We start from the raw sequence: 24914 nt of genomic DNA on the forward strand, positions 1-24914 counted from the left end.
ATGGCCGTAGCGGTAGCCCCTTCAGCCGCCGCCGCGCCGCCGCCGGCGCACTCGTCGAGCGAAGACCTTGCACCCTTGGTCAGGTTGGTGGCCGAACGAATCGTGCTGGCCGACAAGGTCTCCGCCGCCAAATTCGGCACCGGCACCGCGATCGAGGACCCCGCGCGCGAACAGCAGGTCCTCGACGACGCCGCGGCACGCGCCGAGGCAGCGGGCATCGACAAAGACGCGACCGTCGCGTTCTTCCGCGCCCAAATCGAGCAGAGCAAGGTCGTCCAACGTGGCCTCTACGACCGGTGGACCCGGCAGCCCGAACTCGCCCCGACCCGCCGCCCCGACCTGGCCACCGAGGTGCGCCCGGAACTGGACCGAATCTCCGCCCAATTCATCGACCAACTGGTGGCGACCAGCGACACCCGCCACCAGTCCGCGACCTGCTTTGTGGCGCTCGCGCGCGCCGAGGCGGAAACCGACCTGAGCTACGGTCTCGACTCGCTGCACGCCTGGGCGGTATTCGGTGCGACATCGACGGTGTGCGACTGAGGACGAGAGCGGTTTTCATTTGCACCGCACTCGTCCTCGGCACACAGCGCAGGTCTCCTTCGTGTCAACGCCGCCTCCTATGAATTCCGGCTTCGCTCCTTCCAACGCTGGCTCGCCGACCATCCACACCCAGCGGCAACCGAGCCGCTACTCGTTGAAGTGCGGGATCAGCCCGTCCCGCGTTCAGGCTCAGCGTCGGCAGACGGCGCGCAATACGGGGCCCGAAGATTCCTTGCCGCGTCACCCTTTCGGCACCGCGCACAGATCACCCCGCGAGAGTTTGACCTGGACGCAGTATCGGCCCACAACCTTCGGTCCGCTGCTTGCGCAGGAGCGCGGGGATGACCGTGCCCGCATAGTTGCGTAGTTGTCGCAGTTGGTGTTCGTCGCGCACGACGTCTTTGCGGACCCAGTCCTCGTCCGGCAGTGCGGGATCGGTGGATTGTTGCAACTGGTAGTAGTCACGGTTGACGCGCAGGTCGGTGGTGATGTTGTTTTCCAACCATGGGCCGTGGGTGTGGATGAACGTGGGGCGCAGTTCGTCGAAGACATAGTCGCCGAAGCTGGTGCGGCCGTCGTCGGCGATGATGTCGGCCATGCGGGTGTGGGTGAGTCCGGCCATGTCGATCAGCTGTAGTCGTGAGGTCAGGGAGCTGCCACCCATGTCAGGGGTGAGCAATGTGCCGTGCGGTAAGTCGATGATGTCGGCGTACTCGTTGAACATGCGTCCGAACCGAAAGGCGATCCAGCACACCGGCACATCCGGATCAGCGCGGTAGGACTCGGCGGATTCGGCGAACGCGGTGCCGGTCGGGATCACGGCGCCGATCAGGACGACTGCGACCAACGTTCGGCCCCTTGTTCGCAGCCTTTCCAGTAGCTGCGCGACGGACAACACCAGAACCAGCGCGCCGAGCGCCCACACCGGGGTGGCGAATCGGAACTGGCCCATCCAGTCCGGCTCCAGGACGCAGTAGGCGAGCACCGCCAACGCCAACGGCACCAGTAACGCGACGGCGCCGTCGCGCCACCCACTCGACGACCACAACGCGAGCGCGACCACGACGAGGGCCGCGGTCACCGCGAACGCGCCCACGTAATGCGCGAGGTCCAACGCCTTGCCGAGGTCGGACAAGGTCGGCGGCGCTTGATGTTTGGCGACCGCGGTATTCGGAACGAACCTGCCGAACTCGTTGATCCGCCACAGCAGGTAGGCGCCGAAAGGAACCACGAACGCGAGCCCGGAATACACCATGCACCGAACCGCGACCGCGAGTGTGTTGCGGCGCAACAGGATCATGGAAATCAGTGGGTATGCGACGAGGTAGATCATGCCGTCGGGGCGGGTCAACGCGGCAAGCGCCGCGAGCACACCGGCGATCGCCGCCACCCTCGGCGTCCACAGTCGATCGTCCAGTACCGCCAGAAACACATGGACCGCCAACACACAGGCCGTCAACGCGAACAACGCGTTCTCCAGGCCCGAAAAGCACCAGATCACGAAGGAGGGAATCGCGGCCGAGGTCGCGCCGGTCGCGAACGTCACCAGCGCGGGCCACCGCGATACCCGTTGCGCGACTGCGTAACACGCGACGAGGATCCCCGCGCAGCACAGTAGCGCGACCGCCTTCGGAAAGATGACATAGTCGGGAATGCCGAAGAGGGCGCCGTGATCGAAAAGACCGCACCACTTGCCGACCGTCAGCACGAAAAGCCACGTCGGGTTGGAGAACCCCTCCACCGGCTCCGCGCCCGGCTGCAACACGGGACCGAATCCGTCGGCGACACTACGCGCGTACGCGAAGGTGATGCCCGCGTCATCGACAATCCAATCGCCGTACTCGGCCGCCCGCCACCCCAGCAGTGCGACACCACCGAACACCGCGGCGAGCAACCCCGGCCAAGACCGACTACCGCGTTGCGGTGTCGGTTCCGAGACCTCGACCGAAGCAGGCGGTTCCGACGTCAGCACCCCATCACCCTCCACCTGATCGTGCTCGCGCGCCACTCGAACCCGACATACCGTACGACCGGCCAGCCTGCCGATTCCGCTGACAGAAAGCAAGGCGGTCGTGTCGGTGTCGGCCACAGTGCGTCTGCGACGACCGGTTCACCCGCGTGCACACGAACCGCGCACCTGCGGAAGAGAGGGCAGCCCGCGGCAACGTCTACGGGCGCGGCACGGTCGACTACGCACCCACCGTTCACCGTTGAACGGCATGAGCGCTGCCGGAGCACCCGTGCACCGACAGCCGACGCCGCAGAGCCCGACTGCCCGCGGACGAAGGGGTGACGCCGTGCTTGCCGGGAGGCGAGGCGAATGTTCGATGAGCGCGACCGGACAAGCCGAATACGGCAATCGTGTCGCCTGATCCGGTGCTCGAACTCTCCGGCGCGCAGTGCGGGTCTCGGCTGAGCAGGCTGTCTACCAAGGGAATTCATCCATTCAGCGCTCCGTCTGCCGCTACACTTCCTATCCGGGGTCGCGAACCGGAATCGAGGGGTGGGCGCATGGCGGAGGACGGTGACTGCCTCGCAGATCGCTACACGCTGCGAGGAATGTTCACCTCCGGCGGCGAAGGACAGGTCTGGCGAGCCACCGATGAGATCCTCGGTCGTGACGTGGTGCTCAAGCGCCCACGCTCCGACGACGAGGACAGCGCGCGGCGGCTACACGGTGCGGCGCGCAACGCCGCGTGCCTGCGACACCCGAATATCGTCGGCGTGCACGACATCTTCGAACACGACGGCGTTGTGTGGCTGGTCACGGAATACTTCCCCGGGCGTTCACTCGTCGAGATCGCCAGGCACGAACGGAAATTGACCGCGTCGCAGGCGGTGGCGGTCGGCGAACAGATCGCGAGCGCCCTCGCGCATTGCCACGACAACGGCATCCTGCACTGCGATGTCTCGCCGGAGAACATCCTGCTCACCCCCGAGGGCGACGCCGGGCTGACCGACTTCGGTAGTTCCCTCGACTACCTCGACGCCGGCACCGGCGAACGCCCGGAAGCCGCTGCCACACGCGGGAAATGGCGTTACCTGGCACCGGAGCTCCGCCGCGGCGGCCTCCCCGGCCCCAAGGGCGATGTGTTCGCCCTCGCCGCCGCATTGCGTGCGGTGACCCAGCGACCGCGCCGCGCCGGACACCTCGACGCGTTGTTGACCCAGCTGACGAACCCGAACCCGAACCTACGTCCGAACGCCGCCGCCGCGGCCAGGAATTTCGCCGGCCTCGAACAGGCCCCGCGCGAACTGGACCGGACCGTGCTGCGACGCGCATTACTCGGCGTGGTCCTCCTGTTCACGATCGCGCTGACGGCGGCGGCAGGCGTCGCCATGCCCGGCACCGCGCCGGTCGATCTCGTCGGCGACCCGCTCACCGCGGACCCGTGCGCGCTGCTGGCACCCGAGTCGCTCGCCGAGTTCGGGCGGATCGACGTGGTCACCGACCTCGGCAATTTCGACACCTGCGATCTGCAAGTTCGCCTGTGGGGCGCCGATTTTCACAGTGATATCGGCCGGGTCCGGTTGACCATGTCGCGCGATCTACCCGAGGAGAGCTCACAGGTGCCCTACCGGCGCGTCGGGAACATCAGGATCACAGCTCCGCCCGCGGGCGACGCCAGATGTGTACGGACGCTGCTCCTTTCCGATGACACGGCCGTCGAAATCACGGGTGAACGCGAGGCTCCGTCCGGACCCGACCCGTGTGTGCTGGCCGACGCGGCGACCACCCGCGCCCGAGAAGTGTTGGAGCACGGCCAGATTCCACGCCGACCGGCACAGTTCCCCGCCGAATCGCTCGCCTTGCGCGACGCCTGCGCCCAGTTGGATGTGTCCACTCTCGGCAGGGTGGCCGGTCTGGACGCACTGCACCCGATCGAGGGCTACGGCAGGTGGTCGTGCCGGTGGAACAGCACCATCGACAGTCATGTGACGGTGCGCTACGACCGCGACGCACTCAAGACGGCCATCGATGGGCAGCCACTCATGCTGTCCGGCCTGCCGAGCTTCCGCAGAATGGGGGTCAGCGAGAACGACGACTGCACCGTACAGATCCAATACCGCCAGTTCCGTGACGTTTCGGGGAACGAGCGGGCCGAGATCGCCGTGGTGCGGTTCGGTGGCGCCCCGACACCCGAAAAGCGCTGCGCCGTGGCGACGGAACTCGCCGGCGCCGTGGCCGCCAACCTGGCCCGATGAGTCCGGGACCGGTCCGGCATACCCCGTGCGACGCTCGGATCCAACAGAGGGAGGCCGACGTGCTGCGACGACCGGATCACCGCACACACAACCGCACCTACGCGTTGACCGCGACCGACCGGGGGCTGATCGGCGGAGTCGGCGATGCCACCGCGGGTTCGATCTCGGTGCTGTCGACCGCGGGTGGGGTCAACGGATATCCCGAAGAGGGAAACACCATCCAGTTCGGCCGCAACCTGCGGGAGGTCGATGTCGGCATCGGCCAAGACGATCTGCGGCTGAGCCGCGTGCACGGTGTATTGACCTACCGCAGGAACTGCTGGCAGCTCAGCAACACCGGCACGGTGCCGATTCGGCTTCCAGCGGACAGGCGGCTGTTCGCCGGCGAGGAACCGTTTCCTCTCCCCACCGGCTACACACCGCTGTTCATTCGCGGATCGCACCGGCGCGAACACGTGCTGGAGGTCTACGTCACCAGCGACGACGGTCGCGCGCGCACGCCACGGTATGAAGACGTCACCGACGTGCCACCGCCGTGGCCGCTGAAATCGGACGAGAAACTGGTGCTCGTCGCCCTCGGCCAGTCCTACCTCTACCATGAGCGCTGGCCACAGCCGTGGACCTGGAAGGACACGGCCACCCTACTGACGGCCTTGCAACCGGGTGCCGGTTGGAGCGAGCGGATCGTCGCGGACACGGTGGGGCGCGTGCGCTTCAGGCTGTCGGACGAGAAATACGCCAGAAGGTGCGGCCGCGCCCCTGTGCCAGGACTGACCAGGGACCAGCTCACCGAGCCCATCGGAAACATGCTGAACCACAATCTGGTTCGCGAGCTGATCGATTCGACCACGCTGGTGCCGCGCGACCTCGACTTACTGGAGGAACACTGAACCTGCGGGCACTTGGCTGCGGAACCCGGCCAAAACGCAGCGGGACAGTCGCGAAGGCATAGCACGCACGCTCCCCGTGAGTGAACCACCCACCACCGACGTCCAAGCATGCTTCGACGGCCGCTGCACACTCAGCGTCTCCGGCACCCGATCGATCCCGCTCGACACCACCCTGTTGGGCTACCCCGAAATGAGCGTCACCGTCGCCTCCCCCACCGAACTCCGCTACCGGGTGGATTACGGCGGCGGCGGTTACCTCTCCGTGACGTCGAAAGGAGACGTCCCACAGCTCGCCGATGTTCGCGATGGCTGCCGCGAGGCGCTGTGGCAGATTGCGACCGTCGATGCGTCGGCAACCAGTCCGTGTAGGTCGAGCGCAGCCGCGCATGTCCACGGAAACGGCGCGGAGCATTCGAACTTCGCTGTATTCGCTTCGACTGTGTCTCGGAGCACTAGCGTGGGAACTCCGTGCGCGACTCGATGGACACCGACCCGTGGAGCGTCCCATGTCAACTGTTGCTGAACTCATCGCCGACACCCTGATCGCCAGCGGTGTGCGCCGTGTTTACGGTCTGCCAGGCGACTCGCTCAACGGCTTCACCGACGCGTTGCGCACCCGCGAGGAACTGGCGTGGATCCACGTGCGACACGAGGAGGCCGCCGCCTTCGCCGCCAGCGCCGAGGCGGGACTGACCGGCGAGTTGGCGGTGTGTGCCGGCAGTTGCGGGCCCGGCAATCTGCATCTGATCAACGGCCTGTACGACGCGCACCGGTCGCGAGTGCCGGTACTCGTCCTCGCCGCGCAGATTCCGAGTGCGGAGATCGGGTCGAACTACTTCCAGGAAACCCGTCCCCGGGAGTTGTTCGGCGGGTGCAGTGTCTACGCCGAGGATGTCTCGCATCCCGACCAGATGCCGCGTCTTCTGCGCATCGCGATGCGCGAGGCGATCTCCAAACGCGGTGTCGCCGTGCTGGTGGTGCCCGGCGATATCGGGATGGCGAAGATCGATGCCGAGCCCGAACGCATCACCTACGCCGGCGCCGACGTGGTGCCCGTGGCCGAGGAGATCACGGCCGCGGCCAAGGCGCTGAACGCGGGATCGAAAGTCACGATCCTGGCCGGGGCCGGATGTCGGAACGCCCACGACGAGCTCATCGAACTCGCCGGTGTTCTGCAAGCGCCGGTCGTCCATACGATCCGCAGCAAGGAGTACGTCGCCTACGACAACCCCTACGACGTCGGGCTCACCGGCCTGCTCGGGTTCTCCTCCGGCTACCGCGCGATGGAGCATTGTGACACCTTGCTCATGCTCGGCACGGATTTTCCCTACCAGCAGTTCTTCCCGGAGAACGCGACCGTCGTCCAGGTCGATCTGCGCGGCTCGCAGCTCGGTCGACGCACAAAGGTGCACGTCGGATTGGTGGGCGGCGTCCGGGAAACCATCCGCGAACTGCTGCCACAGCTCAGACGCGACCGGCCGAGTAAACACCTCGACAGCATGACCAAGCACTACGCGCGGACCAGGAAAGACCTCGACGAACTGGCGAAACCGAGCCGACGAGAAAACGCCGTCCATCCGCAGTACCTCACCCGACTGCTCGACGAGGCGGCCGATGACGACGCCGTCTTCATCCCGGATGTCGGCTCTCCGGTGGTGTGGGCGGCGCGCTACCTGACGATGAACGGCCACCGCCGACTGCTCGGATCGTTCAGCCACGGCTCGATGGCGAACGCGCTGCCGCAAAGCATCGGAGTGCAGACCGCCGATCCGCGCCGACAGGTGATCGCCCTCGCGGGCGACGGTGGCCTGACGATGCTGATGGGCGAGCTGGTCACCCTGATCCAGATGCGGCTACCGGTGAAGGTGGTCGTATTCAACAACTCCTCACTGAACTTCGTCGAGCTCGAAATGAAAGCGGCGGGCATCGTCACCTTCGCCACCGACCTACACAACCCCGACTTCGCCAAAGTCGGTGACGCGCTGGGTATCAAGGGCTGGCACGTCGACCGTTCCAAGGACCTACCGAAGGCCGTGAAAGGTTTCCTCGCCCACAACGGCCCCGCCATCCTCGATGTGGTCACCGAACGCCAGGAGCTCTCGATCCCCCCTGCCGTCAGCGCCGAACAAGCCAAGGGCTTCGCCCTTTTCGCCGTCCGCACAGTGCTCTCGGGCCGAGGAACCGAACTGATCGACCTGGCCAAAACCAACATGCGCCAGATCTTCTGACCAGATCGCGCCGCCGTGACACGCGACCACAGACTTCCGCAGGTCCTGACCTCGGCGGCTCATTGTGCGGCACCGGCGAGTCCGGTGGCGCGAGATATCCTCGCCGGGCCAGTTCGCGGTCACCGCTCGGAACGGCCGATCGGGGCGGGCTCGGGAGCGGGGGCAGGTCGAGGACCGGATCCGAGCGCTCGCCGAACTCGTCGACCACCGAATCCAACAGCGCGGTCTTCCCCATGCCCCGCTCCGCGCTGATGAGCATCGCACCACCGCGCCCCACCCCGGCCGCCTCCACCAGGGCTCGAATCCGTTGCTGTTCAGGGGCTCGACCATGCAGCATACGATCAATGTAAATGCAGAGCAGCCTTTTTCGTCCCCACCACCATTCTTCGCTTTGGGTACACCCGACCCCGTGACGCCGAACGAACCGACGATCCGGATCGAGTCAGCGGGCCCGCGTCGGACAGCGATGCGAGGAGCCGACAGCGGATAAAGCACGTCCGGTCGAAAGCTCGCCGAGGGCGCCGCGGCCCTGCTCAGTAGATCGGGATTCGCGCACCCGAGAAGGCTTCGACCGAGAGCACCCGGATCAACCGAGGTCCTGCACCTGCACGTCGGGAGCATGGTGCGCCACAACCTCTTTCAGCTGGGCACGATCCAACGACCAGCCATTGATCGGGCGGCTCGCCGCCACCACTTCCTGCGGCACATGCGGGATGAGGCGCTCGTTGGCGCCGCGCATCCCCGAACCGGGCAGGCCCGGCAGGTCTGGTGCGTCTTCTCGCCTGCGCACTCCCACATAATGCAGCGAGTTTCCGTACCCCACCTTCTGCGAGAACAGGACGACCGCGGTGATATCCGACCACGGAACAACCGCGGTCGTTCGTCGATAAGCGTGTAGCGGTGAACCGCCGAGGGTGATCCCCGTGCCGTCGACACGTAAGGCGACGCGGCGCGACAGCATCTGGGCCAGGAACACCAACCCACCACCGCCGAAGAAAACGATGAGCAGAATCTGTAGGAACAGCGGCACGTCGAACACCACACCCAGCACAACGAACACCACCGAAATGACGACGACCAGAACTCCGCGCACGGTGAAACCGAACCGCGCCTCGTACACCGTCTCATCCGCCTGCTCGGCCATGCCGCGCTCCTCAACACTGTGGTAACCGGTGTACAGAGGATAGTGCGGGACCCTCCAAAGCCCTTGCCTGCCGCTCTATCAACGGCTGATCGAGATCACGCGTCGTCCAGATCGAAGCACCACGATCGGAGTTCGAGGTCACGCGACCCCGTTGTGGAAATCGAGTCTCTCCAGCAGTGGTTTCAGGATCGACAGACCGTGCGTCGCGAGCAACCCTCGGTCCGCAACTTTCCGACGCGTGTCGGTTGACTCTCACATCGTGTAAGCCCGCACACTCAGTGCCGTGACCGACCCCCCGAACCTGATGCCCATCGGCCGCTTTTCCGCATCGAGCAGGATCAGCGTGCGGATGCTGCGGCATTACGACGCGAACGGGGTGCTGATCCCCGCCGTGGTCGACGGTGCCAGCGGCTATCGCCGGTATGCACCGGATCAACTGGCCGACGCGGCTCGCATCCGGGAACTGCGTGACGTCGGGTTCGGCGTGTCCGCCATCGGAGCCTTGCTCGCCGTGTTCGGTACTCCCGCGTATGCCGAGGCGCTGCGATCGCAGCGCCGGGCACTCGTCGACGAGGCCGCCTCGGCTCGGCATCGGCTCGCCCTCCTCGAGCGCATGCTCGACCGAAACGAATGGGAGAACACCATGTCCGATATCGAAGTACAGCTGATCGAAATTCCCGCACAGACGCTGGTGACGTTGCGTGCGACGGTGCCGAACTACGCTGCCGAGGGGCAACTGTGGGAACGTTTCCTCCCCGAGCTGCGGCGCCAGCACATCGAGTCGGCCGGACCCGGCGGTTGCATCGAACACAATGAGGAATTCCGGGAATCCGACGTCGACGAATCGGTGTTCGTCCAAGCCGATCCGGGAACCGAAGCGCACACCCCGCTCCTCGCAACACATTTCCCGGCCCGCCGCGCCGTATCCGCAACCGTGACGGGCCCCTTCGCCGAGGTGATCCCACAGGCCCACGATCAAATCGCGGCTTTCATCAACGACAACAACCTACGAATCGCCCACACCGACGACGATGTCGCCACCCACCACTTCAACCTCTACCTCAACGACCCCAGCCAGGTACCCGAATCCGAGGTGAGAATTTCGGTCGTCGTCCCGGTCGAGTAACACCGGCGCGCTCCGGTTGACGTAGCCGATCGCGCGGATAGGGCGATGCGCACAACACCGCGAAGCGATCGCGGCTGTGCGGAATCCAGGTCGGCCATCGAGCGGGGTTGTGGACCGTTGCAGTCCGGAACCGTCCACAACCTCCGCACCGAGGGTCTTTTATTGTGCGAGCATTCCCGCGTCGACCAGATGCTCTGATCCGGTGATGTAGGAGGACTCGTCGGAGGCGAGGAACAGGACAAGGTTCGAGACCTCGCGCGGGTCGGCGATGCGCCCGAGCGGAATCTGGGCGAGCGCGTCACCGCCTTCCTCGTTCGTCGCCTCGACCATCATCGGCGTTTGAATGAAGCCGGGATGGACCGAGTTGACCCGAATATTCTTCGGTCCGTATTCGACCGCCGTCGCCTTGGTCATGCCACGCACGGCGAATTTGCTCGCCACATACGCCAGACTCGGGAAGCCGTAGTTCGCCGCCATTCCCGCGATCGAGGAGATATTGACGATCGAACCGATCCCGGCACGCTCCATCGAAGGCAATACCGCCTTCATGCCGAAGAACACGCCGTCCTGATTGATGGAACACACTGCGCGGTAGTCGTTCTCGGACAGCTCCTCGGTGGACGCGATCGGCCCGAGAACTCCCGCATTGTTGACGAGAACCGAGATGTCACCGAACACCTTGGTCCCTTCGGACACCGCATTCGTCCACGATTCGAGATCCGTGACATCGTGTCGGAGGAAGATCGCACGCTCCCCCAGCCTGGTAGCCAGGGTTTGCCCTGCCTGTTCGTTCAGGTCTGTCAAAATGACCTTCGCGCCCTGGGCTACGAACAGTTCGGCGTGCGAGCTCCCCATCCCTCGGGATGCGCCCGTGACGAGTGCCACCTTGCCTTCGAGCCGCGCCATGGTCACGCCTGCACACCGGTCGGGAGCGAGATCCGCGGCGCGACTTCCTTGGCGATCAGTTCCAAGGAGTTGAACCACGGTGCGGGATCGTCGTAGTAGTCGTGCGACTCCACCTGGAGCGTGCCCCAGCCTCCGGTCGCCTCGAACAGGCGGTTGATCTTCTCCACCACCGTATCCGGCGATCCGACACAGAAGACATTGTCGACGACCCACTCCAGGTCGACGTCGGCGGGGTCGGCGCCCGCGTCCTTGATGAAACCGTCCATCATGTGGAACCGCCACCAGATCGGAATGAGGTAGCGCTCGAAGCAGTAACCGATCGGGCCCTCCATCACCTGACGCTTGGCCTCCTTGTCCGTATCGGCGACGAACACCGTCTGCGAGACGTGGTAGCGCGCACGGTCGGCGACGTGACCGTTGGCTTCGGCGGCCTCGCGGTAGGTCTCCCAATGTGTCTTGAGTGCCTCCAGTCCGGAGAAGATGGACACCGGACGGAACCCGCGCTCACCGGCGAACCGCATGGACGGGGAATTCGCACTGAACCCGGTGACCGCGATCTCCGGCGCACCGCCCCACGGGCTGAAGTCCGCGAGCTTGTGCTGATCGTCGCCGTCGTCGGCGTGCAATTCTTCCGGGTATCCCGCGTTCCAGAATCGTCCCTCGTGGAAGAAGGGTTCACGCTTCCAGATCTTTTCCATGATCTCCAGCGATTCCCGAACCATCTCATTGGTGAATTTGGTGTCTTCACCGTTCTTGATCCCGTGAATATAGGACGACTGCGGGTAGGCGCCCGCACCGACGCCCAGGAAGTAACGCCCCTCGAGAATCTGCGACAGCCAGCCCACCTGGATCGCGAGCTTGGCCGGATGCTGGTGCGGCAGCAGATGAGCCATCGGCGCGAATTTGATGTTCTCGGTCTGCCGAGCAGCGGCCGCGATGATCAACTCAGGGTTGGGAATGTTTTCCCAACGCTGTGATGCGTGTTCGGACAGCATGATCGAGTCGAATCCGATCTTGTCGGCTGCCACGGCTTGCTGCACGCACCAGTCGAACGTCTGACGTGCTGTCCGCTCGGGCCGCATGTACGGATGAACGATCAGCCCGGTTTCCATTGCCATGATCGATTGCCTTTCTTCGAACGCTATTTGACATATTTAGTAGTGGCTTCGAAACCTGAAGTCAGGCATAGAAGGTGTCGTATGCGTGTTTGGTGTCCATGTACTCCTTGACCGAGAAAATCTGACCGTCCCGAATTTCGAATAAGAAGTGGTATCGATTCTGGTAAACCTTGCCGTTCTTCAGTTCGGCGTACGAGGTCGCTTCGACGGCCACCCGGTTTCCCTGCGCTATCGCGGAATTCGGGGTGATCTCGAGCGCGCCGTTCGTGTAGACGGAAGTGACCCCGCCGAGCAAGGCACGCAGTTCTTGCTTGTCATAGCTGCCTGACATGCCGTCGATGGACCCGGAAACCCAATAGGTCGCTTCCGCGTGCAGCGTGGCGAGGATCTGCTCCACATCGCCGGTGGAGAACACCTTCGCGAAATTGTTGGCAAGGTCGAGGTTCTGTTGCGGGGTAGTCATGGTCGCTCCGTCTGTACTCGTGCCATTCGCTATGACCTGGATCACTGTCCATGGCGTGCGCTTCCCGGAGAACCGTGAAAGTACGCGTCCTCGTACGCCATGCGAACACCTCGACAAACATGCAGTTGAAGTGGGTTTTATCCGGCATAACGCGGGCTCGATATCTGTCAATACGAGCGTTGTCAGATCTTGACCAGGCGGTCTGGTTCGGACAAGATGACGAGTGGCTCCCATCACAGCCGCGGAGAAGGTCGAGAGGTATCAGTGAACGCTGACGAGTGGCACGAGATCATCGAGCTACAGAGGTCGGGAGAATCGATCTCGGGGATCGCGAAGCGATTGCGGATCTCCCGCAATACCGTGCGCCGCGCGTTGACATTCGAAACGCCTCCGCGAGATCACCGGCCCCGCAGCGGTTCCTCCGCCGACGCCCTCGTCCCCGCTATCGAGGCGGCGTTGGCCGCCGACCCGGATATGTCGATCGCGCAACTCCATCGCGAGCTCGAATGGGGTGGGTCGCGCAATACCCTGGCGAGTGTGGTGCGCCGAGTCAGGGAGGCGAGCGCGGGACGTGCTCGCCGGCAAGCCTCCACCGCCGCCGATATTCCACAGTTCGCCACCACTTTCGTCGGCCGCACCGACGAACTGACCAGCATTCGAACACTGCTGGGAAAAAGCAGGCTCGTCACCATTACCGGTCCCGGTGGGATCGGTAAGACCCGCCTCGCCGCGACCGCGGCGACCGCGTATCGACGCGCCTTCAGCGACGGCGTTCGGTTCGTGGAACTGGCCGCGCTACGTAACGAATCACTGCTGCCGCAAACAATTCTGGACGCCCTCGGACTCGACGAACACAACGGTCCTTGGCACAGCGCCACTGATTCGGTGATCGAATCGGTGCGCCACAAGCAGATGCTGATCGTCCTCGACAACTGCGAACACCTGGTCAGCGCCTGCGCCGAGTTGATCTCGCTCATCCTGCGCCACACCACACACGTGAAGATCTTGGTCACCAGCCGCGAAGTGCTCTCGACGCCGGGTGAACACGTGCACGTACTGGAACCGCTGTCGACAACCGACGATCGCGACCCGGATGGCACGGGAGCGGCGATGGAACTGTTCGAGAACCGCGCGTCGGCGGCGCTGTGCGGGTTCGCGATCACCGACGCGAGTCGCGACGCGGTATTGCGGGTGTGTACCCAGCTCGACGGCATGCCATTGGCCATCGAGCTCGCCTGCGCCCGGTTGAGCGCGTTGTCGGTGGACGACCTCGCGAACCGTCTGGACGATCGGCTGGCGCTGTTGACCGTCGGCAATCGCGGCGGCCCGGACCGACACCGGAGTCTGCATGCCACCGTCGAGTGGAGCTATGAACTGTGCACACCCCAGGAGCAGGTGCTGTGGACGCGACTGTCGGTGTTCGCGGAGGGATTCGACCTACCCATGGCCGAAAATGTGTGTGCGACAGACCCTATCGATGCGACGACGGTCCTCGACGCACTCACCGGCTTGATCGGCAAGTCGGTGGTGCAACGCGGCACCGGTGGGCGGACCGTCCGCTTCCGGATGCTGGAGACGATCCGACATTTCGGCGCGAGCAAGCTCTCCGAGACCGACAGCGCACGACTGCGTGCGGCGCATCTGCGATGGAGCGCGGGATTGATTCGCTCGGCGCGCGAGTCGTGGACCGGAGACGGTCAGGCGCGCGCGAGCGACCGACTGCGCGAAAATCGCGCCAATATTCGTGCCGCACTGCACAATGCCCTCGTCGCGGGCGAACGCGAGTCCATCGCTTCGGCCTCGGACATGGTCGCCACGTGGTTCCTGTGGTCTTCGGCGATGTCGGTGCGCGAGCACCGATTGTGGATCACCGAGTTGCTGCGCCGCGACAACCTTCCCGATACGGTGCGACCTCGATTGTCCGCGACGCTCGGCCTGCTGCACACCATGCAGGGCGAACGCGGCGACGCCGACCGCATCCTCCTCGACGCGGGGCGTGCGGCGCGCGAACGCGGTGACGACGCGACACTGGCATTCGTCTTACAAACCCGGGGCCTCAACACCTACCTCGGTGGTGACTTCGACGGTGGCGAACACCTGCTCACCGCCGCGCTGCGGCTCTACGAGACGCTACCGATCATCGACCTGAAGTGGACCGCGCACATCGAGATGGGCATGCTCTTCAGTTCGAACGGGCAGATCGCCCGCGCTTCAGAACATTTCGAGTTCGTGCACACGGCGGCGTCGGCGACGGGCGAGAAATGGATGCTGTCGTACGCGGTCTACGGCCGCGGTCTCGTGGCGCTGGGCCGCGGTGACCATACCCAGGCCGCGAAGCGCGCGACGGAAAGCTTCGCACTGAAGCGAGCGTTCGACGACACGGTCGGCGCAACCCTGGTGACCGACTTGCTGGCATGGGCCGAAGCCGCGTCGGGTTCCGGCGAACGCGCCGCTGTATTGCTCGGCGCGGCCTCGTCGATGTGGGATTCGTTCGGCATGCAGTTGTACGGTTCACAACACTGGGTACAACGCCGCGCGATGTATGCCGCACGGGCCAGGAAGTCGCTCGGCGAATCGGTGTACCGCGAATCCCACCACCGTGGCGAGTCGCTGACGATGGCCCAACTCATCGCCTACGCATTGGACGAAGAAAACGACGACGGTCGTCGGTCCTCATCGCGATCGTCGGCCGATGCATTCTCGCCGCGCGAGCGAGAAATCGCGCAATGCGTCGCCGACGGATTGTCCAACAGGCAGATCGCCGAGCGGCTGATCCTGTCCGTTCGTACCGTGGAAGGCCACGTCGCCCGCTTGCTACGCAAGCTGGAAATCGAACGCCGCCAACAGATCTCGATTGCCATCACCGGTGGCCGACCCGCCTGAGACCCTTTCGATTCCCCGCGTCGACGGTCGATGACGTGATCTGCCGGAGTCCGGCGATCCCGCACGTCTTGGTCACACCGAACCGCGAGTCCACGCCGCGCGCCCGGTCTCCTTTCGCGCGCGCGGCGTCGACGGCCAACCCGTTGCCTGCCGCCGGTGCGGCTCGTCCGGTCGATGACCGCTTCCGTAGCGAGCGTCCTGCGCGCAGCTGAGCCTGCCGAGACTGCCGCGGCGGAGCGCTCGACCATGAGTCCGACGTCCCGCGCGCCCGCGCCTTCGAGAGCCCCGGTGGTCGCTGTCAATATCTACGTTGATGTTGACACAGATGCCGATGTTTGCGACGCTCGTCACAGTTCACATGTCATATCCCGCGAATCGAGGCCAGTGATGGTTTGTCCAACCACTCGGGTGCAGCGCGCACTGTCCGATCTGTGCGCGGGGCGTCCCATCGTGCTGACCGGTACGACCCCAACGCAGGACGCGCACATCGTGCTGGCCGCCGAGAAAGCGAGCATCCCGGCGGTCGCATTCCTTGTCCGATACGGCTCCGGCCTGATCTGCGCCGCGCTTCCCGGTGCCGAATGCGATCGGCTGCGACTGCCCGATATGGTGGGCGCGGACCGCGGGAACACGGGCACCGAATACACGGTCAGCGTCGACGCTGTCGGCCCCGGTACCGGAATCTCGGCGGCGGACAGAGCGCGGACGCTGCGACTGCTCGCCGACAGCACAAGCGGCCCCGATGCTTTCAGTAGGCCGGGACATGTTCAACCGGTACGCGCCGCTCGCCTCGGTGTTCTCGAACGCCGAGGCGCGGCCGAGGCCACCGTCGATCTGACCGCGATAGCCGGACTACCGCGAGCCGGTGCGTTCAGCGCGCTTGTCTCCGAGGACGATCCGACCGCGATCGCGACCTCGCGCGAAGCCGAGCGTATCGCCGCCGAGCACGGACTCTGCGTCGTTTCGGTCGAGGACATCGCCATTTACCTCCGCGCGACGCAGGGGCACCTACAGACCCGATTCACCGTCGTACGAGAGTCCGAACACGGGCAGGTGCACTGCACGGGTTATCGGAGTGCCGTTTCCGGCATCGACTACGTCGCCTACTCGCTCGATCGCCCGATCGGCCACACCACCGCCCTGGTTTGCCTGGACATCGAGGATGATCCCGCACCACACCTGTCACCGAATATCGCCGCCGCATCATTGGCCGCGGTAGCTGCCCACGGTTACGGCACGGTGATCGTCGTCCGCAACCACGACGGTGTCGCCCACCCGAGCGACGTCGACGCGGACCTGGTCGAGGTCGTTCGCGAATGTGGTTACACCGCACCCGCTTTACATAATTTCGCACCGGAGACCCGCACCATGATGTGGCACTTCGGGTTGAGCATCGGCGAACCACTCGAGGCGCCCGACAACTCGGGGACGGGTGCGGGTGCTCGACACTCGGTGCTGCCCGGCGGCCTCGAGTCCCGCCGCGTGGTCGGTCAGGTCGTGCGCGGTGACCAACGTGGCCGGGAGCTGGGATTCCGAACGGCGAATGTCGAACTCGCCGAGTCCAATTCGATCGCCGATGGAGTATGGGCCGGTCGATGCTTCCTGGTGGACGGATCCGTTGTCGCCGCGGCCATTTCGGTGGGACGACGGCCGACTTTCTACGGCCGCGGTGGCCTACGCCTGCTCGAAGCGCACCTGCTCGATTTCTCCGGCGATCTCTACGGCGCCGTTATCGAGGTGCATCTGGATCAGTGGATGCGCGGCCAGACCACATTCGCATCGAAAGAGGAGCTGATCGCAGCGCTGTCCGCGGATGTTATACGCACCCGCGCGCTGATTGCCGACCGGTGAGCGCCGCTGAGTCAACTCGACCGCGCCAACACGAAACCCCCGATAACACAGTGCAATAGGAGAGACAAATATGGAATGCGGCATTTTTCATACCCCTTACATGCGCCCAGGGCGCAAGGACAAGGAAACTTTCGAGTATTCGCTGCTGCTCGCCAAAGCCGCCGACAAGTTCGGTTACCGCGACTTCATGGTGGGTGAGCACGGTATGCAGGCGTGGGAGAATATTCCCAACCCGGAGCTGCTGATCGTCGCGGCGGCACAGGCCACCGAGCGCATGCGCTTCGCACCCATGGCGCACATTGTGCCCCTGCACAACCCGTCCACACTCGCCATTCAGATCGGCTATACCTCACAACTGCTGCAAGACAGGTACTTCCTCGGCGTGGGGGCGGGGTCGTGGGAGAACGAAGCCGTCCTTCGCGGGCAGCCGGGTGACCTGTCGGAGGCGCATCCCCGGCTCATGGAAGGGCTGGAGGTGATGGAGAAGGTATGGCGACAGGAACCGTTCGAGTTCGAAGGCAAGTACTACAGGGCCGCCCGACTCGACGGCCAGATCGACCCAGGCGGCGTCGCCTCCCATGGTGAGTTCAAGGTAAAGGAAGGGGAGGAATACCACCTCACCGCTGATCATTCCCCCCACGGCGGCGCGGACGGCCTCGAAATCGCGGTCACGGGGTTGAGCAAGAACTCCCCGTCACACCGGCTAGCGGGCGAACGCGGGTGGACTCCGATCTCCTTCTACGGTGGGTCGGCACTGCTGAAGTCGCAGTGGGACACCTATTCCGAGGCGGTCCGGTCCACTGGCGCGACACCGAACGGTGCGAATTTCAAGATCGCCCGAGATGTCTATGTCGCCAAGACCGACGAGGAAGCCAAAGAGCAGGCGAAAAACGGCGCGCTCGGGCACGCGTGGCAGAAGTATCTGATGCCCGTCTACCAGAAGTACCGGATCTTGCAGGGGTTCATCGACGACGCGGACAAGAAGGTCGACATCGATGATGTCGACCTCGATTACCTCGCCGACCATGTCTGGCTCTGTGGAAGCCCGGAAACGGTCATCGCGAAGATCGAGAAGACGTTCGAACTGGCGGGTTTCCGTTACGGCCAGTTGGCGGTGAATACCCATGACGCGCTGGACGATCCGGCCCCGTGGGTGGAGTCTCTGCGGTTGTTCGCCACCGAGGTGGTCCCGAACATTCATGTCGAGGGCACTCATGAAACGGTCGCCGTGAACTGATGTCGTGCAAGAAGTGGTGACGAGGCTCCGCACCTCGTCACCACTCCTTCATGTCCCCGCCGTGTCGGAGACAACTGTCATGCGGCGATTCGATCTACTACCGAGGGCGAACGCGTCGAGTCAGCCGACACCGTGATGTTCGGGAGCGGCTGCGGCGATATCGAGCACCTCGCGGATGCTCCGGGCACCAGCCCCCAGGTGCAGCGCGTTCTTCAAGTGCAGCAGGAAGCCAGGCTTGTATCGATGGGTGGGGGTGGAATCGGCGGCGAGAGAGAGCAACTCCTTGGTCACCACCGACAACCCTCGGCTCTTCCACGGCACCGAGCAGTAGTCGAAGAACGCCACGAAAGTTTCCGGTGACATTCTCAGCAGCGCCTCGAAGAAGCCGGGCAACTCCGCCTCCATCCGCTGCCAATACGGATCGGTGCCGACATAACGTTCCCATAATTGCCGTTGACGATCATCGAACGCTGCTGACGCACAACCACTTCGGCGGAACACCGCGTCCGACAGCCGTCGAGTGGCCTCGAACAGCGTGTGCACGCCGAGCCCGGACACCACCGTCAATGCCTCCTGAATCTGTGCCGCATCGAGGCCGAGGTCGAGCGCTTGTTCGATGTAGCTGCCGGTGCTACCGGTATCCATCGACGTGACTGCCGAACAGACCGCGATATGGGTGAGAACCCGCGTGCGGGCATCGAGGGCGGCACCCTCGTCCACGCCTGCCAAGATCTGCTCTGCCAGTGCGCGTAGATCTCCGGTTCGGAATTCGACCTTCGCGGAATTCATCCCGCCACGCTCGGCGCAATCGCGGCCAAACGTGCTGTCAGACCACGCTTGTTGATCTTCGTCGCCGACATCGGCCATTCGCCCGGCTCGACGAAGAACACCGCGCGCGGGACCTTGTACCGACCGATCTTGCCGTCGCAGAACGCGATCAGCTCCGCCTCGGTGAGCCGGTGACCTTCGCGCACCTCGACGAACGCCACGGGCACCTCATCGAGCCGGTCGTCGGGGCGGCCGATGACCGCCGCGGTCAGTACTGCGGGGTGCTCGCACAGAAACGACTCGACCTCGATGGCCGCGACGTTCTCGCCGCCCACCTTGAGCATGTCCTTGAGCCTGCCATGGAATACCAGACACCCGGATTCGTTCCGGCTGTAGAGATCTCCGGTCCGCAGCCAGCCGTCCGGATCGATCGCCTCGGCGGTCTTGGCGGGATCTTTGTAATAGCCAACCGTCACGCAATAACCTCGAATGAGGATCTCACCGGGCACTCCGACCGGCTGTTCGGCGCCGGTCTCGGGGTCGATGATCCGAATCTCGATGCCCGGCACCGCTTTTCCTTGCGCGCTACTGCGGTCCTCGAACGACTCGTCCGGGTCGCTGAGCGCGTAGATCCCCGTGGTCTCGGTCATCCCGCACGCCGCCATGAGCTCCGCATCCGGGAACAGGCTCTGCACCTGTTCGATGAGGACGCGGGGCCCGATCAGGAACAGGTAGCGAATCGAGTCCAACGCGGTGGCGTCGAAGTCGGGGTGCGCCATCATCATCTGCATCGGCGCGGGAAACCACGGCCAGACACACGTCGGCCGCTCGGCCGCGATGAGCGCGATGGCACGTCCCGGCTCGAAGAATGTGTCGGTCAGGTAGGTTCCACCCGCGCCGATCGTGCCGATCAGCGGAGCCAGCGCCGCGATATGGAACAGCGGCCCGCCCGCCCAGCTGATGTGGCGCTCCCCCGAGGACAAGCGCCGGGTGGCGCGCTCGACCGGGCCGCGGGTCATCGACTCGTGGGTGAGCAGACAGCCACGCGGGTTGGCCGTGGTTCCCGACGTGTAGAGGATCGCCGCGATGTCGCGCATGCTCACGCGCCGACGGTGTCGATGAACGACGGCGGGCTCGACACTGCGCGCCGCGTCGTCCAACTCCGCCCTGGAGGTGAACCCCGGCCTGCCCGCACCCCTGAGCAGCAGCGCACGCCGCAGTCGAGGCGCTTCGGGCACGGTCAGGTCACCATTACCGCACGTTGCCAGCGACGGCAACGCCTCGTGCAGCACCTCGGCGAAATCGACGTAGTCGTCGGGGTCCGACACGGTCAACAGGGCGGTGATGTCCGCGTTCTCGATGATGTAGCCGAGTTCTTGCGCTTTGTGCCGTGCGTTGAGTGGCACGACGACAGCGCCGATCAACGCCGTCGCGAAGAACCCTTCGACGAACTCGATGCCATTGGGCGCCAACAGCGCGACATTCTCGCCCGGTCGTACACCCAGCGCCAGCAGTCCCCTGGCGACTCCGACGGCACGCTCCAGCACCTGGGCGTAGCTGAAGCGCTGATCGGGGAACACGATCAGGTCGCGATCGGGATGCTCGTGTGCGCCCCACACCAAGAGATCACCGAGTGGGGTCACGGTGCACCAGTCGCCGATGTCAGTCATGTCGTCCTCAATCATCGATCGCCATCAGGATTGTTGTCGCTGGCGAATTGTCCGAATCACTCGTGACAGAGCTCGCGTACGCGCAGAAGTCTTGTGTGTCCTAGACGCTAAGCGAGTCCGATCACACTGTCAACGTTGAAGTTGATTTTTCCTAGCGAAGCGCGCGCAGCAGTACACACCTACGTTGACGGATAACGCACAGTATTCCCTGAAAGAGAGCAGCTCGAAGGCATTGAGAGGCAATGGTTTTCTCGCCGCGATCCGGCGGAACACCGGCGGTAGAACCGCCATCCATCGACGTTGATGTTGATCAATGACCCGGTCACGGAGGTATCATCCGACCATGCCTACTTCGACGGCGTCCAGCAGCGGCATGAGCCGACGGCGGCGCAGCGCGCAGAACGACAGCAGCCCCAATTACCAGGCGAAGCGCCAGGAACTCTTACGCACCGCTGCCGACGTCTTCCGTGAGAAAGGCTTCGAAGGGGCGACGCTCAACGACATCGCCGAGCGGTTCGGCACCGATCGCGCGTCGATCTACTATTACTTCGCAAGCAAAAAGGAGCTGTTCCAAGCCCTTTTTCACGATATTCTCGTCGACGTCCTCGACGAGAATATCGCGGTCGCCGAGCAGATCATCAGCGAGGAAACGGATGCTCCCGACAAGCTGCGGCGCCTGGTCGCACAGCAGATGAACTCCTACGAGAAGAACTATCCCTTCGTCTATCTGTACATCCAGGAAGACATGGCTCAGTTACAACTCGACGGGACACCGTGGGGCAAGACTATGGCGCGCAAGACCAAACGCTTCGAGACCATCGTCCTGGAGACGCTGCAACAAGGCGTAGACGAAGGCACCCTGCGCGGCGACGTACCGGTACAACTCATGTCGAAAGCGCTGTTCGGCATGGTCAACTGGACCCATCGCTGGCTCAAGCCGGGAATGCGCAAAGTGGACGCCAAACAAACCACGGAGGCGTTCTGCGCGTTGTTCTTCGAGGGCGCCAAGACGCAGAACTGACGGTGCGCGGGTGGTCGGGAAACAACCCTCCCGACCCAGGCGCACCCGCGCGCACGATCAGCGGCCCGTCCACCGTGCGGCACGTTTCTCGGCGAAAGCCGCGCGCCCCTCGAGTCGGTCCGCACTGTTGGCGTAGGCCTCGATCGGTTCGTACCGCGTCGCCAGCGCGACCTCCAGCGGCCACCCCGCACGCGAGAGCACCGCGTCCTTGGCAGCCTGCACCGCCAGCGGCGAAGCGGCCGTGATGCGTTCAGCCCACGACGTCGCGGTCTCGAAGAGCTCGTCGTAGGGCACAACCTCGTTGACCAGCCCGTAGCGCTGCGCCAGCTCGGCGTCGATGCGCTCGCCGGTCAGGATCAACGCCATCGCGATGTGATGCGGCAACTGCCTGATCGCGCGATGCATGATGCCCGCCTCGCCGATGATGCCGACCTTCGTTTCCGGAATGCCGAACTTGGCAGTGTCCGCGGCGACAATGATGTCGGCACACATCGCCAACTCGAACCCGCCGCCGATCGCGTAGCCCTGCACCGCGGCGATCAGCGGCTTACGAAGGGTGAGTAACGGACCACCCACGCCGGTCAGCCCGCCGCCGAGAGCCATTCTGCGGCCATCACCTTCGGCGTCCGCGCTGACATTTGCTCCGGCGCAGAACGCCTTCTCTCCCGTCGCCCCGAGCACGGCGACCCAGATATCCGGATTCGCGTTGATCTCGGTCCATGCCTCCAGCAGCGCCGCATCCATCTCGGGATCGATGGAGTTCAGCGCCTTGGGGCGATCAAGCGTCACACGCGCCACGTGGTCGTCGAGCTCGAACAAAATTCCGCTACTCACGGCAATTCCTTCCTCATTGTTGTTCTGCTACCGCAGGATCGGGCGGTGCGACGGGTTCGCGATACGCGGCGATCGCGTTTTTCAGTCCTACTTCCGCGACGAACTTGCGCACCTCGGCGACGGCGGGCGACAGGTGCAGAAGTGCGTCCATTTCCGCGCCGCCCTGGGCGGCGGTGCGCACCCCCATCGCCTCCATCGTCCGGTTGATCGACAGCTTCTTGACCCGCAGGATGTCCGAGGGGGTGCGTGCCATGCGCGCGGCGAGCGCCTCGGTCTCGGCGATCAATTCCCGTTCGGCCACGGCGTGGTTGGCCCAACCCCACTCGACCGCGGTCGCACCGTCGATCGAGTTTCCCGGCACGAATGCCAGTTCCTTGGCCCGTTTGGGACCCACCAGCGGCGCCCACAGCGGAGCGATGTATCCGCCGCCGAGTGGAATCGCCGGTTCGCCGATCTTCGCGTCGCGCGCGACGAGGGTCACGTCGGTGAACACACACATCTGGGTGGCGCCCGCCAGGCAGTATCCGTGCACGGCGGCGATCACCGGTTTCGGATGATCCCAGATCGCGAGAAATCGGTTGACGTTGCGGGCCAACCGTTCCCGGTCCGCCACCGGGTCGGGGGCGGTGACCACCGCGCCGACCTGCCCGATGTCATAGCCGGCCGAGAACCCCTTGCCCGATCCACGGATGCCGACGATCGGGCCCCCCGAGGTCGCGAGCGCGGCCAAGGCCGCCGAGAATTCGTCCAGCATTTCGTTCGACAAGGAGTTGGCTTTGTCCGGCCGATCCAGCACGATCCAGCTGATCGGGCCACGGTGCTCGATCCGCAGGTTCTTATAGCGATCGTCGGACCTGGCCCCGGCGCCAGCCGTCATGACCTGCCGATCGGAATCTGCTTCTTCACGTGGAAGTCGACAACGCCGGAAGCTCGCAATTCTCGGCGAGCGAACCGCCATCCGTGCTCGTCGTCGTAGACGAAATCGTCGTGGTACTGGCCGAAGAAGTAGCCGTCGGCCTTCCCTTCCTTCGTGTATCGGTGCCACGCGTAGAGAACCGAACGGACCTGCGCCGAGGTCACCTCGTCGGAGAAATCGACGACGATGTTCGACACATGGTGACTCGTCGCCTCGAAGAAGGTGCCGATTCCGTCCAGCGTCTCGCGATAGGCGACGCGTCCCTCGGCGCCGAAGTTCGGGCCGTAGGCGACATAGCAGTCCTCGGTGAAAAGCTCGGCGAGCTGATCGGGCAGGTTCATGTCGAGGTAGTGGGCGTAGTCGTAGAGGACCCGTTCGATCTTTGCCTTTTCGACGAGCTCGGTGAGCTCGCGACCGGACACCTCGCGGGTGGTGGTCATGAGAATCTCCTTTGTTGTGCGATTTGCGTCGACCGGAAACGGTCCGGTGACCGACTCGAATGCAGAATCAACGTCCGCGTAGATTTTGAATACATGCCTCGGCGGCAACAGGTTTCGAGAACCGACAGCCTCAGCGAACTCCGGGAGGATAGTCCGACGCCGCCGGAGCCGCACCCGGCCACCGAACGGGGAGATCCGAGGTCAACGAGGATGCGGCCGCATCCCATGGGCCGAGATGAACGGTACGCATATCACGCTTGGCGAACCGCCAGCGCCCCGCCAGCCGGACGTATTCGTCCTCGTAGCGCACCGCCCCGAAGACGGTGGTACCACCCGTCGCGATTTCCAGGTGCGCGCCGACGAGACCCGTCGCATGGTCGTCGTCGACGAAATCGAGCAATACATAGTGCGGGGTGTGGACAGTGACACCGAAGGCGGTACGCGCCTGCCGAATCATGTCGGCGATCGCCGCCGGACCGGTGGCGCCGGGAAAGCCGCCCGCGGCGAAAACGCCTTCGGGAGCAAATGCCTCGGCAATGGCGTCGAAATCGTCGAAATCGGACGCCAGGAAGTATCGAACAGCGAGGTCGTGCAACTCGGCTCGATCTTCCAGCCTGCGCACCCTGGTCTCGATGTCGGTCATGTCCACTCCTTCGGCGAGCCCATACCC

At 64.5% G+C, this 24914-nt stretch carries 20 protein-coding genes; 9 read left to right on the forward strand and 11 right to left on the reverse strand.

Annotation, left to right across the window (positions count from 1 at the left end; translation table 11 throughout):
- Positions 1-543, forward strand: coding sequence for a gamma subclass chorismate mutase AroQ (gene aroQ / locus ABEA50_RS24185; RefSeq protein ID WP_345498135.1), 543 nt, complete (start codon positions 1-3; stop codon positions 541-543).
- A 265-nt stretch (positions 544-808) separates the two neighbouring features.
- On the opposite strand, the gene ABEA50_RS24190 is transcribed toward aroQ, so the two are convergent.
- Complete coding sequence (locus ABEA50_RS24190) at positions 809-2515, reverse strand: hypothetical protein (protein WP_345498136.1); 1707 nt, start codon at positions 2513-2515, stop codon at positions 809-811.
- Positions 2516-3054: 539 nt separating this feature from the next.
- On the opposite strand from ABEA50_RS24190, the gene ABEA50_RS24195 reads away from it, so the two are divergent.
- The 3 genes from ABEA50_RS24195 (at position 3055) to poxB (ending at position 7867) form a co-directional block, all read left to right on the forward strand.
- A complete protein-coding gene (locus ABEA50_RS24195) occupies positions 3055-4749 on the forward strand; it encodes a serine/threonine-protein kinase (protein WP_345498138.1) in 1695 nt (564 codons plus the stop codon).
- Positions 4750-4808: 59 nt separating this feature from the next.
- The gene (locus ABEA50_RS24200) at positions 4809-5639 is read left to right on the forward strand and encodes a hypothetical protein (protein ID WP_345498140.1); all 831 of its coding nucleotides are present in this window, start codon (positions 4809-4811) and stop codon (positions 5637-5639) included.
- A 506-nt stretch (positions 5640-6145) separates the two neighbouring features.
- Positions 6146-7867: a ubiquinone-dependent pyruvate dehydrogenase gene (gene poxB, locus ABEA50_RS24205; RefSeq protein WP_345498141.1), complete on the forward strand. Its 1722-nt coding sequence runs from the start codon at positions 6146-6148 to the stop codon at positions 7865-7867.
- Between the two features lie 586 nt (positions 7868-8453).
- On the opposite strand, the gene ABEA50_RS24210 is transcribed toward poxB, so the two are convergent.
- The gene (locus tag ABEA50_RS24210) at positions 8454-9011 is read right to left on the reverse strand and encodes a hypothetical protein (protein WP_345498143.1); all 558 of its coding nucleotides are present in this window, start codon (positions 9009-9011) and stop codon (positions 8454-8456) included.
- A gap of 283 nt (positions 9012-9294) precedes the next feature.
- Between ABEA50_RS24210 and ABEA50_RS24215 the strand changes: the two genes are divergently transcribed.
- Positions 9295-10137: a MerR family transcriptional regulator gene (locus ABEA50_RS24215; RefSeq protein WP_345498144.1), complete on the forward strand. Its 843-nt coding sequence runs from the start codon at positions 9295-9297 to the stop codon at positions 10135-10137.
- A 159-nt stretch (positions 10138-10296) separates the two neighbouring features.
- Here the strand turns inward: ABEA50_RS24215 and ABEA50_RS24220 are convergent, their stop codons facing one another.
- From ABEA50_RS24220 to ABEA50_RS24230, 3 genes are all read right to left on the reverse strand, one after another.
- Positions 10297-11043, reverse strand: a complete 747-nt coding sequence (locus tag ABEA50_RS24220; RefSeq protein ID WP_345498145.1) for an SDR family NAD(P)-dependent oxidoreductase — start codon at positions 11041-11043, stop codon at positions 10297-10299.
- A 2-nt stretch (positions 11044-11045) separates the two neighbouring features.
- Positions 11046-12161 (reverse strand): LLM class flavin-dependent oxidoreductase, encoded by a 1116-nt coding sequence (locus ABEA50_RS24225; RefSeq protein ID WP_345498146.1) that lies wholly within the window; start codon positions 12159-12161, stop codon positions 11046-11048.
- A 61-nt stretch (positions 12162-12222) separates the two neighbouring features.
- Positions 12223-12624, reverse strand: coding sequence for a nuclear transport factor 2 family protein (locus ABEA50_RS24230; protein ID WP_345498147.1), 402 nt, complete (start codon positions 12622-12624; stop codon positions 12223-12225).
- 216 nt (positions 12625-12840) lie between these two features.
- On the opposite strand from ABEA50_RS24230, the gene ABEA50_RS24235 reads away from it, so the two are divergent.
- From ABEA50_RS24235 to ABEA50_RS24245, 3 genes are all read left to right on the forward strand, one after another.
- Positions 12841-15507 (forward strand): LuxR C-terminal-related transcriptional regulator, encoded by a 2667-nt coding sequence (locus ABEA50_RS24235; RefSeq protein ID WP_345498149.1) that lies wholly within the window; start codon positions 12841-12843, stop codon positions 15505-15507.
- 450 nt (positions 15508-15957) lie between these two features.
- Entirely contained in the window at positions 15958-17358 is a 1401-nt protein-coding gene (locus ABEA50_RS24240; RefSeq protein WP_425577701.1) for a 3,4-dihydroxy-2-butanone-4-phosphate synthase, read from the forward strand.
- Between the two features lie 70 nt (positions 17359-17428).
- Positions 17429-18595: an LLM class flavin-dependent oxidoreductase gene (locus ABEA50_RS24245; protein ID WP_345498151.1), complete on the forward strand. Its 1167-nt coding sequence runs from the start codon at positions 17429-17431 to the stop codon at positions 18593-18595.
- 120 nt (positions 18596-18715) lie between these two features.
- Here ABEA50_RS24245 and ABEA50_RS24250 read toward each other — a convergent pair whose 3' ends face one another.
- Entirely contained in the window at positions 18716-19384 is a 669-nt protein-coding gene (locus ABEA50_RS24250) for a carboxymuconolactone decarboxylase family protein (RefSeq protein ID WP_345498152.1), read from the reverse strand.
- Positions 19381-21033 (reverse strand): class I adenylate-forming enzyme family protein, encoded by a 1653-nt coding sequence (locus ABEA50_RS24255; protein WP_345498153.1) that lies wholly within the window; start codon positions 21031-21033, stop codon positions 19381-19383. The genes ABEA50_RS24250 and ABEA50_RS24255 overlap by 4 nt, the downstream gene beginning before the upstream one ends.
- 343 nt (positions 21034-21376) lie before the next feature.
- Between ABEA50_RS24255 and ABEA50_RS24260 the strand changes: the two genes are divergently transcribed.
- The gene (locus ABEA50_RS24260) at positions 21377-22054 is read left to right on the forward strand and encodes a TetR/AcrR family transcriptional regulator (RefSeq protein ID WP_345498155.1); all 678 of its coding nucleotides are present in this window, start codon (positions 21377-21379) and stop codon (positions 22052-22054) included.
- Positions 22055-22111: 57 nt separating this feature from the next.
- On the opposite strand, the gene ABEA50_RS24265 is transcribed toward ABEA50_RS24260, so the two are convergent.
- The 4 genes from ABEA50_RS24265 to ABEA50_RS24280 form a co-directional block, all read right to left on the reverse strand.
- Positions 22112-22888, reverse strand: a complete 777-nt coding sequence (locus ABEA50_RS24265) for an enoyl-CoA hydratase-related protein (protein WP_345498156.1) — start codon at positions 22886-22888, stop codon at positions 22112-22114.
- 13 nt (positions 22889-22901) lie between these two features.
- Positions 22902-23765 carry an enoyl-CoA hydratase-related protein gene (locus ABEA50_RS24270; protein ID WP_345498158.1) on the reverse strand — a complete coding sequence of 288 codons (864 nt, stop codon included), beginning with the start codon at positions 23763-23765 and terminating at the stop codon, positions 22902-22904.
- Complete coding sequence (locus ABEA50_RS24275) at positions 23762-24244, reverse strand: nuclear transport factor 2 family protein (RefSeq protein ID WP_345498159.1); 483 nt, start codon at positions 24242-24244, stop codon at positions 23762-23764. Before ABEA50_RS24275 ends, ABEA50_RS24270 begins: the two co-directional genes overlap by 4 nt.
- 130 nt (positions 24245-24374) lie before the next feature.
- Positions 24375-24887: a nuclear transport factor 2 family protein gene (locus tag ABEA50_RS24280; RefSeq protein ID WP_345498160.1), complete on the reverse strand. Its 513-nt coding sequence runs from the start codon at positions 24885-24887 to the stop codon at positions 24375-24377.
- Positions 24888-24914 lie beyond the last annotated feature (27 nt).

It is taken from the genome of Nocardia callitridis (genome assembly GCF_039543305.1).
GTDB classification, from domain to species: domain Bacteria; phylum Actinomycetota; class Actinomycetes; order Mycobacteriales; family Mycobacteriaceae; genus Nocardia; species Nocardia callitridis.

Bases quoted from the DNA above. Each gene is read 5' to 3' on its own strand.
- ABEA50_RS24245 (WP_345498151.1), top strand. From the start codon at position 17,429: ATGGAATGCGGCATTTTTCATACCCCTTACATGCGCCCAGGGCGCAAG.
- ABEA50_RS24225 (WP_345498146.1), bottom strand. From the start codon at position 12,161: ATGGCAATGGAAACCGGGCTGATCGTTCATCCGTACATGCGGCCCGAG.
- ABEA50_RS24260 (WP_345498155.1), top strand. From the start codon at position 21,377: ATGCCTACTTCGACGGCGTCCAGCAGCGGCATGAGCCGACGGCGGCGC.
- ABEA50_RS24250 (WP_345498152.1), bottom strand. From the start codon at position 19,384: ATGAATTCCGCGAAGGTCGAATTCCGAACCGGAGATCTACGCGCACTG.
- ABEA50_RS24210 (WP_345498143.1), bottom strand. From the start codon at position 9,011: ATGGCCGAGCAGGCGGATGAGACGGTGTACGAGGCGCGGTTCGGTTTC.
- aroQ (WP_345498135.1), top strand. From the start codon at position 1: ATGGCCGTAGCGGTAGCCCCTTCAGCCGCCGCCGCGCCGCCGCCGGCG.
- poxB (WP_345498141.1), top strand. From the start codon at position 6,146: ATGTCAACTGTTGCTGAACTCATCGCCGACACCCTGATCGCCAGCGGT.
- ABEA50_RS24275 (WP_345498159.1), bottom strand. From the start codon at position 24,244: ATGACCACCACCCGCGAGGTGTCCGGTCGCGAGCTCACCGAGCTCGTC.
- ABEA50_RS24235 (WP_345498149.1), top strand. From the start codon at position 12,841: ATGACGAGTGGCTCCCATCACAGCCGCGGAGAAGGTCGAGAGGTATCA.
- ABEA50_RS24270 (WP_345498158.1), bottom strand. From the start codon at position 23,765: ATGACGGCTGGCGCCGGGGCCAGGTCCGACGATCGCTATAAGAACCTG.
- ABEA50_RS24230 (WP_345498147.1), bottom strand. From the start codon at position 12,624: ATGACTACCCCGCAACAGAACCTCGACCTTGCCAACAATTTCGCGAAG.
- ABEA50_RS24195 (WP_345498138.1), top strand. From the start codon at position 3,055: ATGGCGGAGGACGGTGACTGCCTCGCAGATCGCTACACGCTGCGAGGA.
- ABEA50_RS24220 (WP_345498145.1), bottom strand. From the start codon at position 11,043: ATGGCGCGGCTCGAAGGCAAGGTGGCACTCGTCACGGGCGCATCCCGA.
- ABEA50_RS24280 (WP_345498160.1), bottom strand. From the start codon at position 24,887: ATGACCGACATCGAGACCAGGGTGCGCAGGCTGGAAGATCGAGCCGAG.
- ABEA50_RS24255 (WP_345498153.1), bottom strand. From the start codon at position 21,033: ATGACTGACATCGGCGACTGGTGCACCGTGACCCCACTCGGTGATCTC.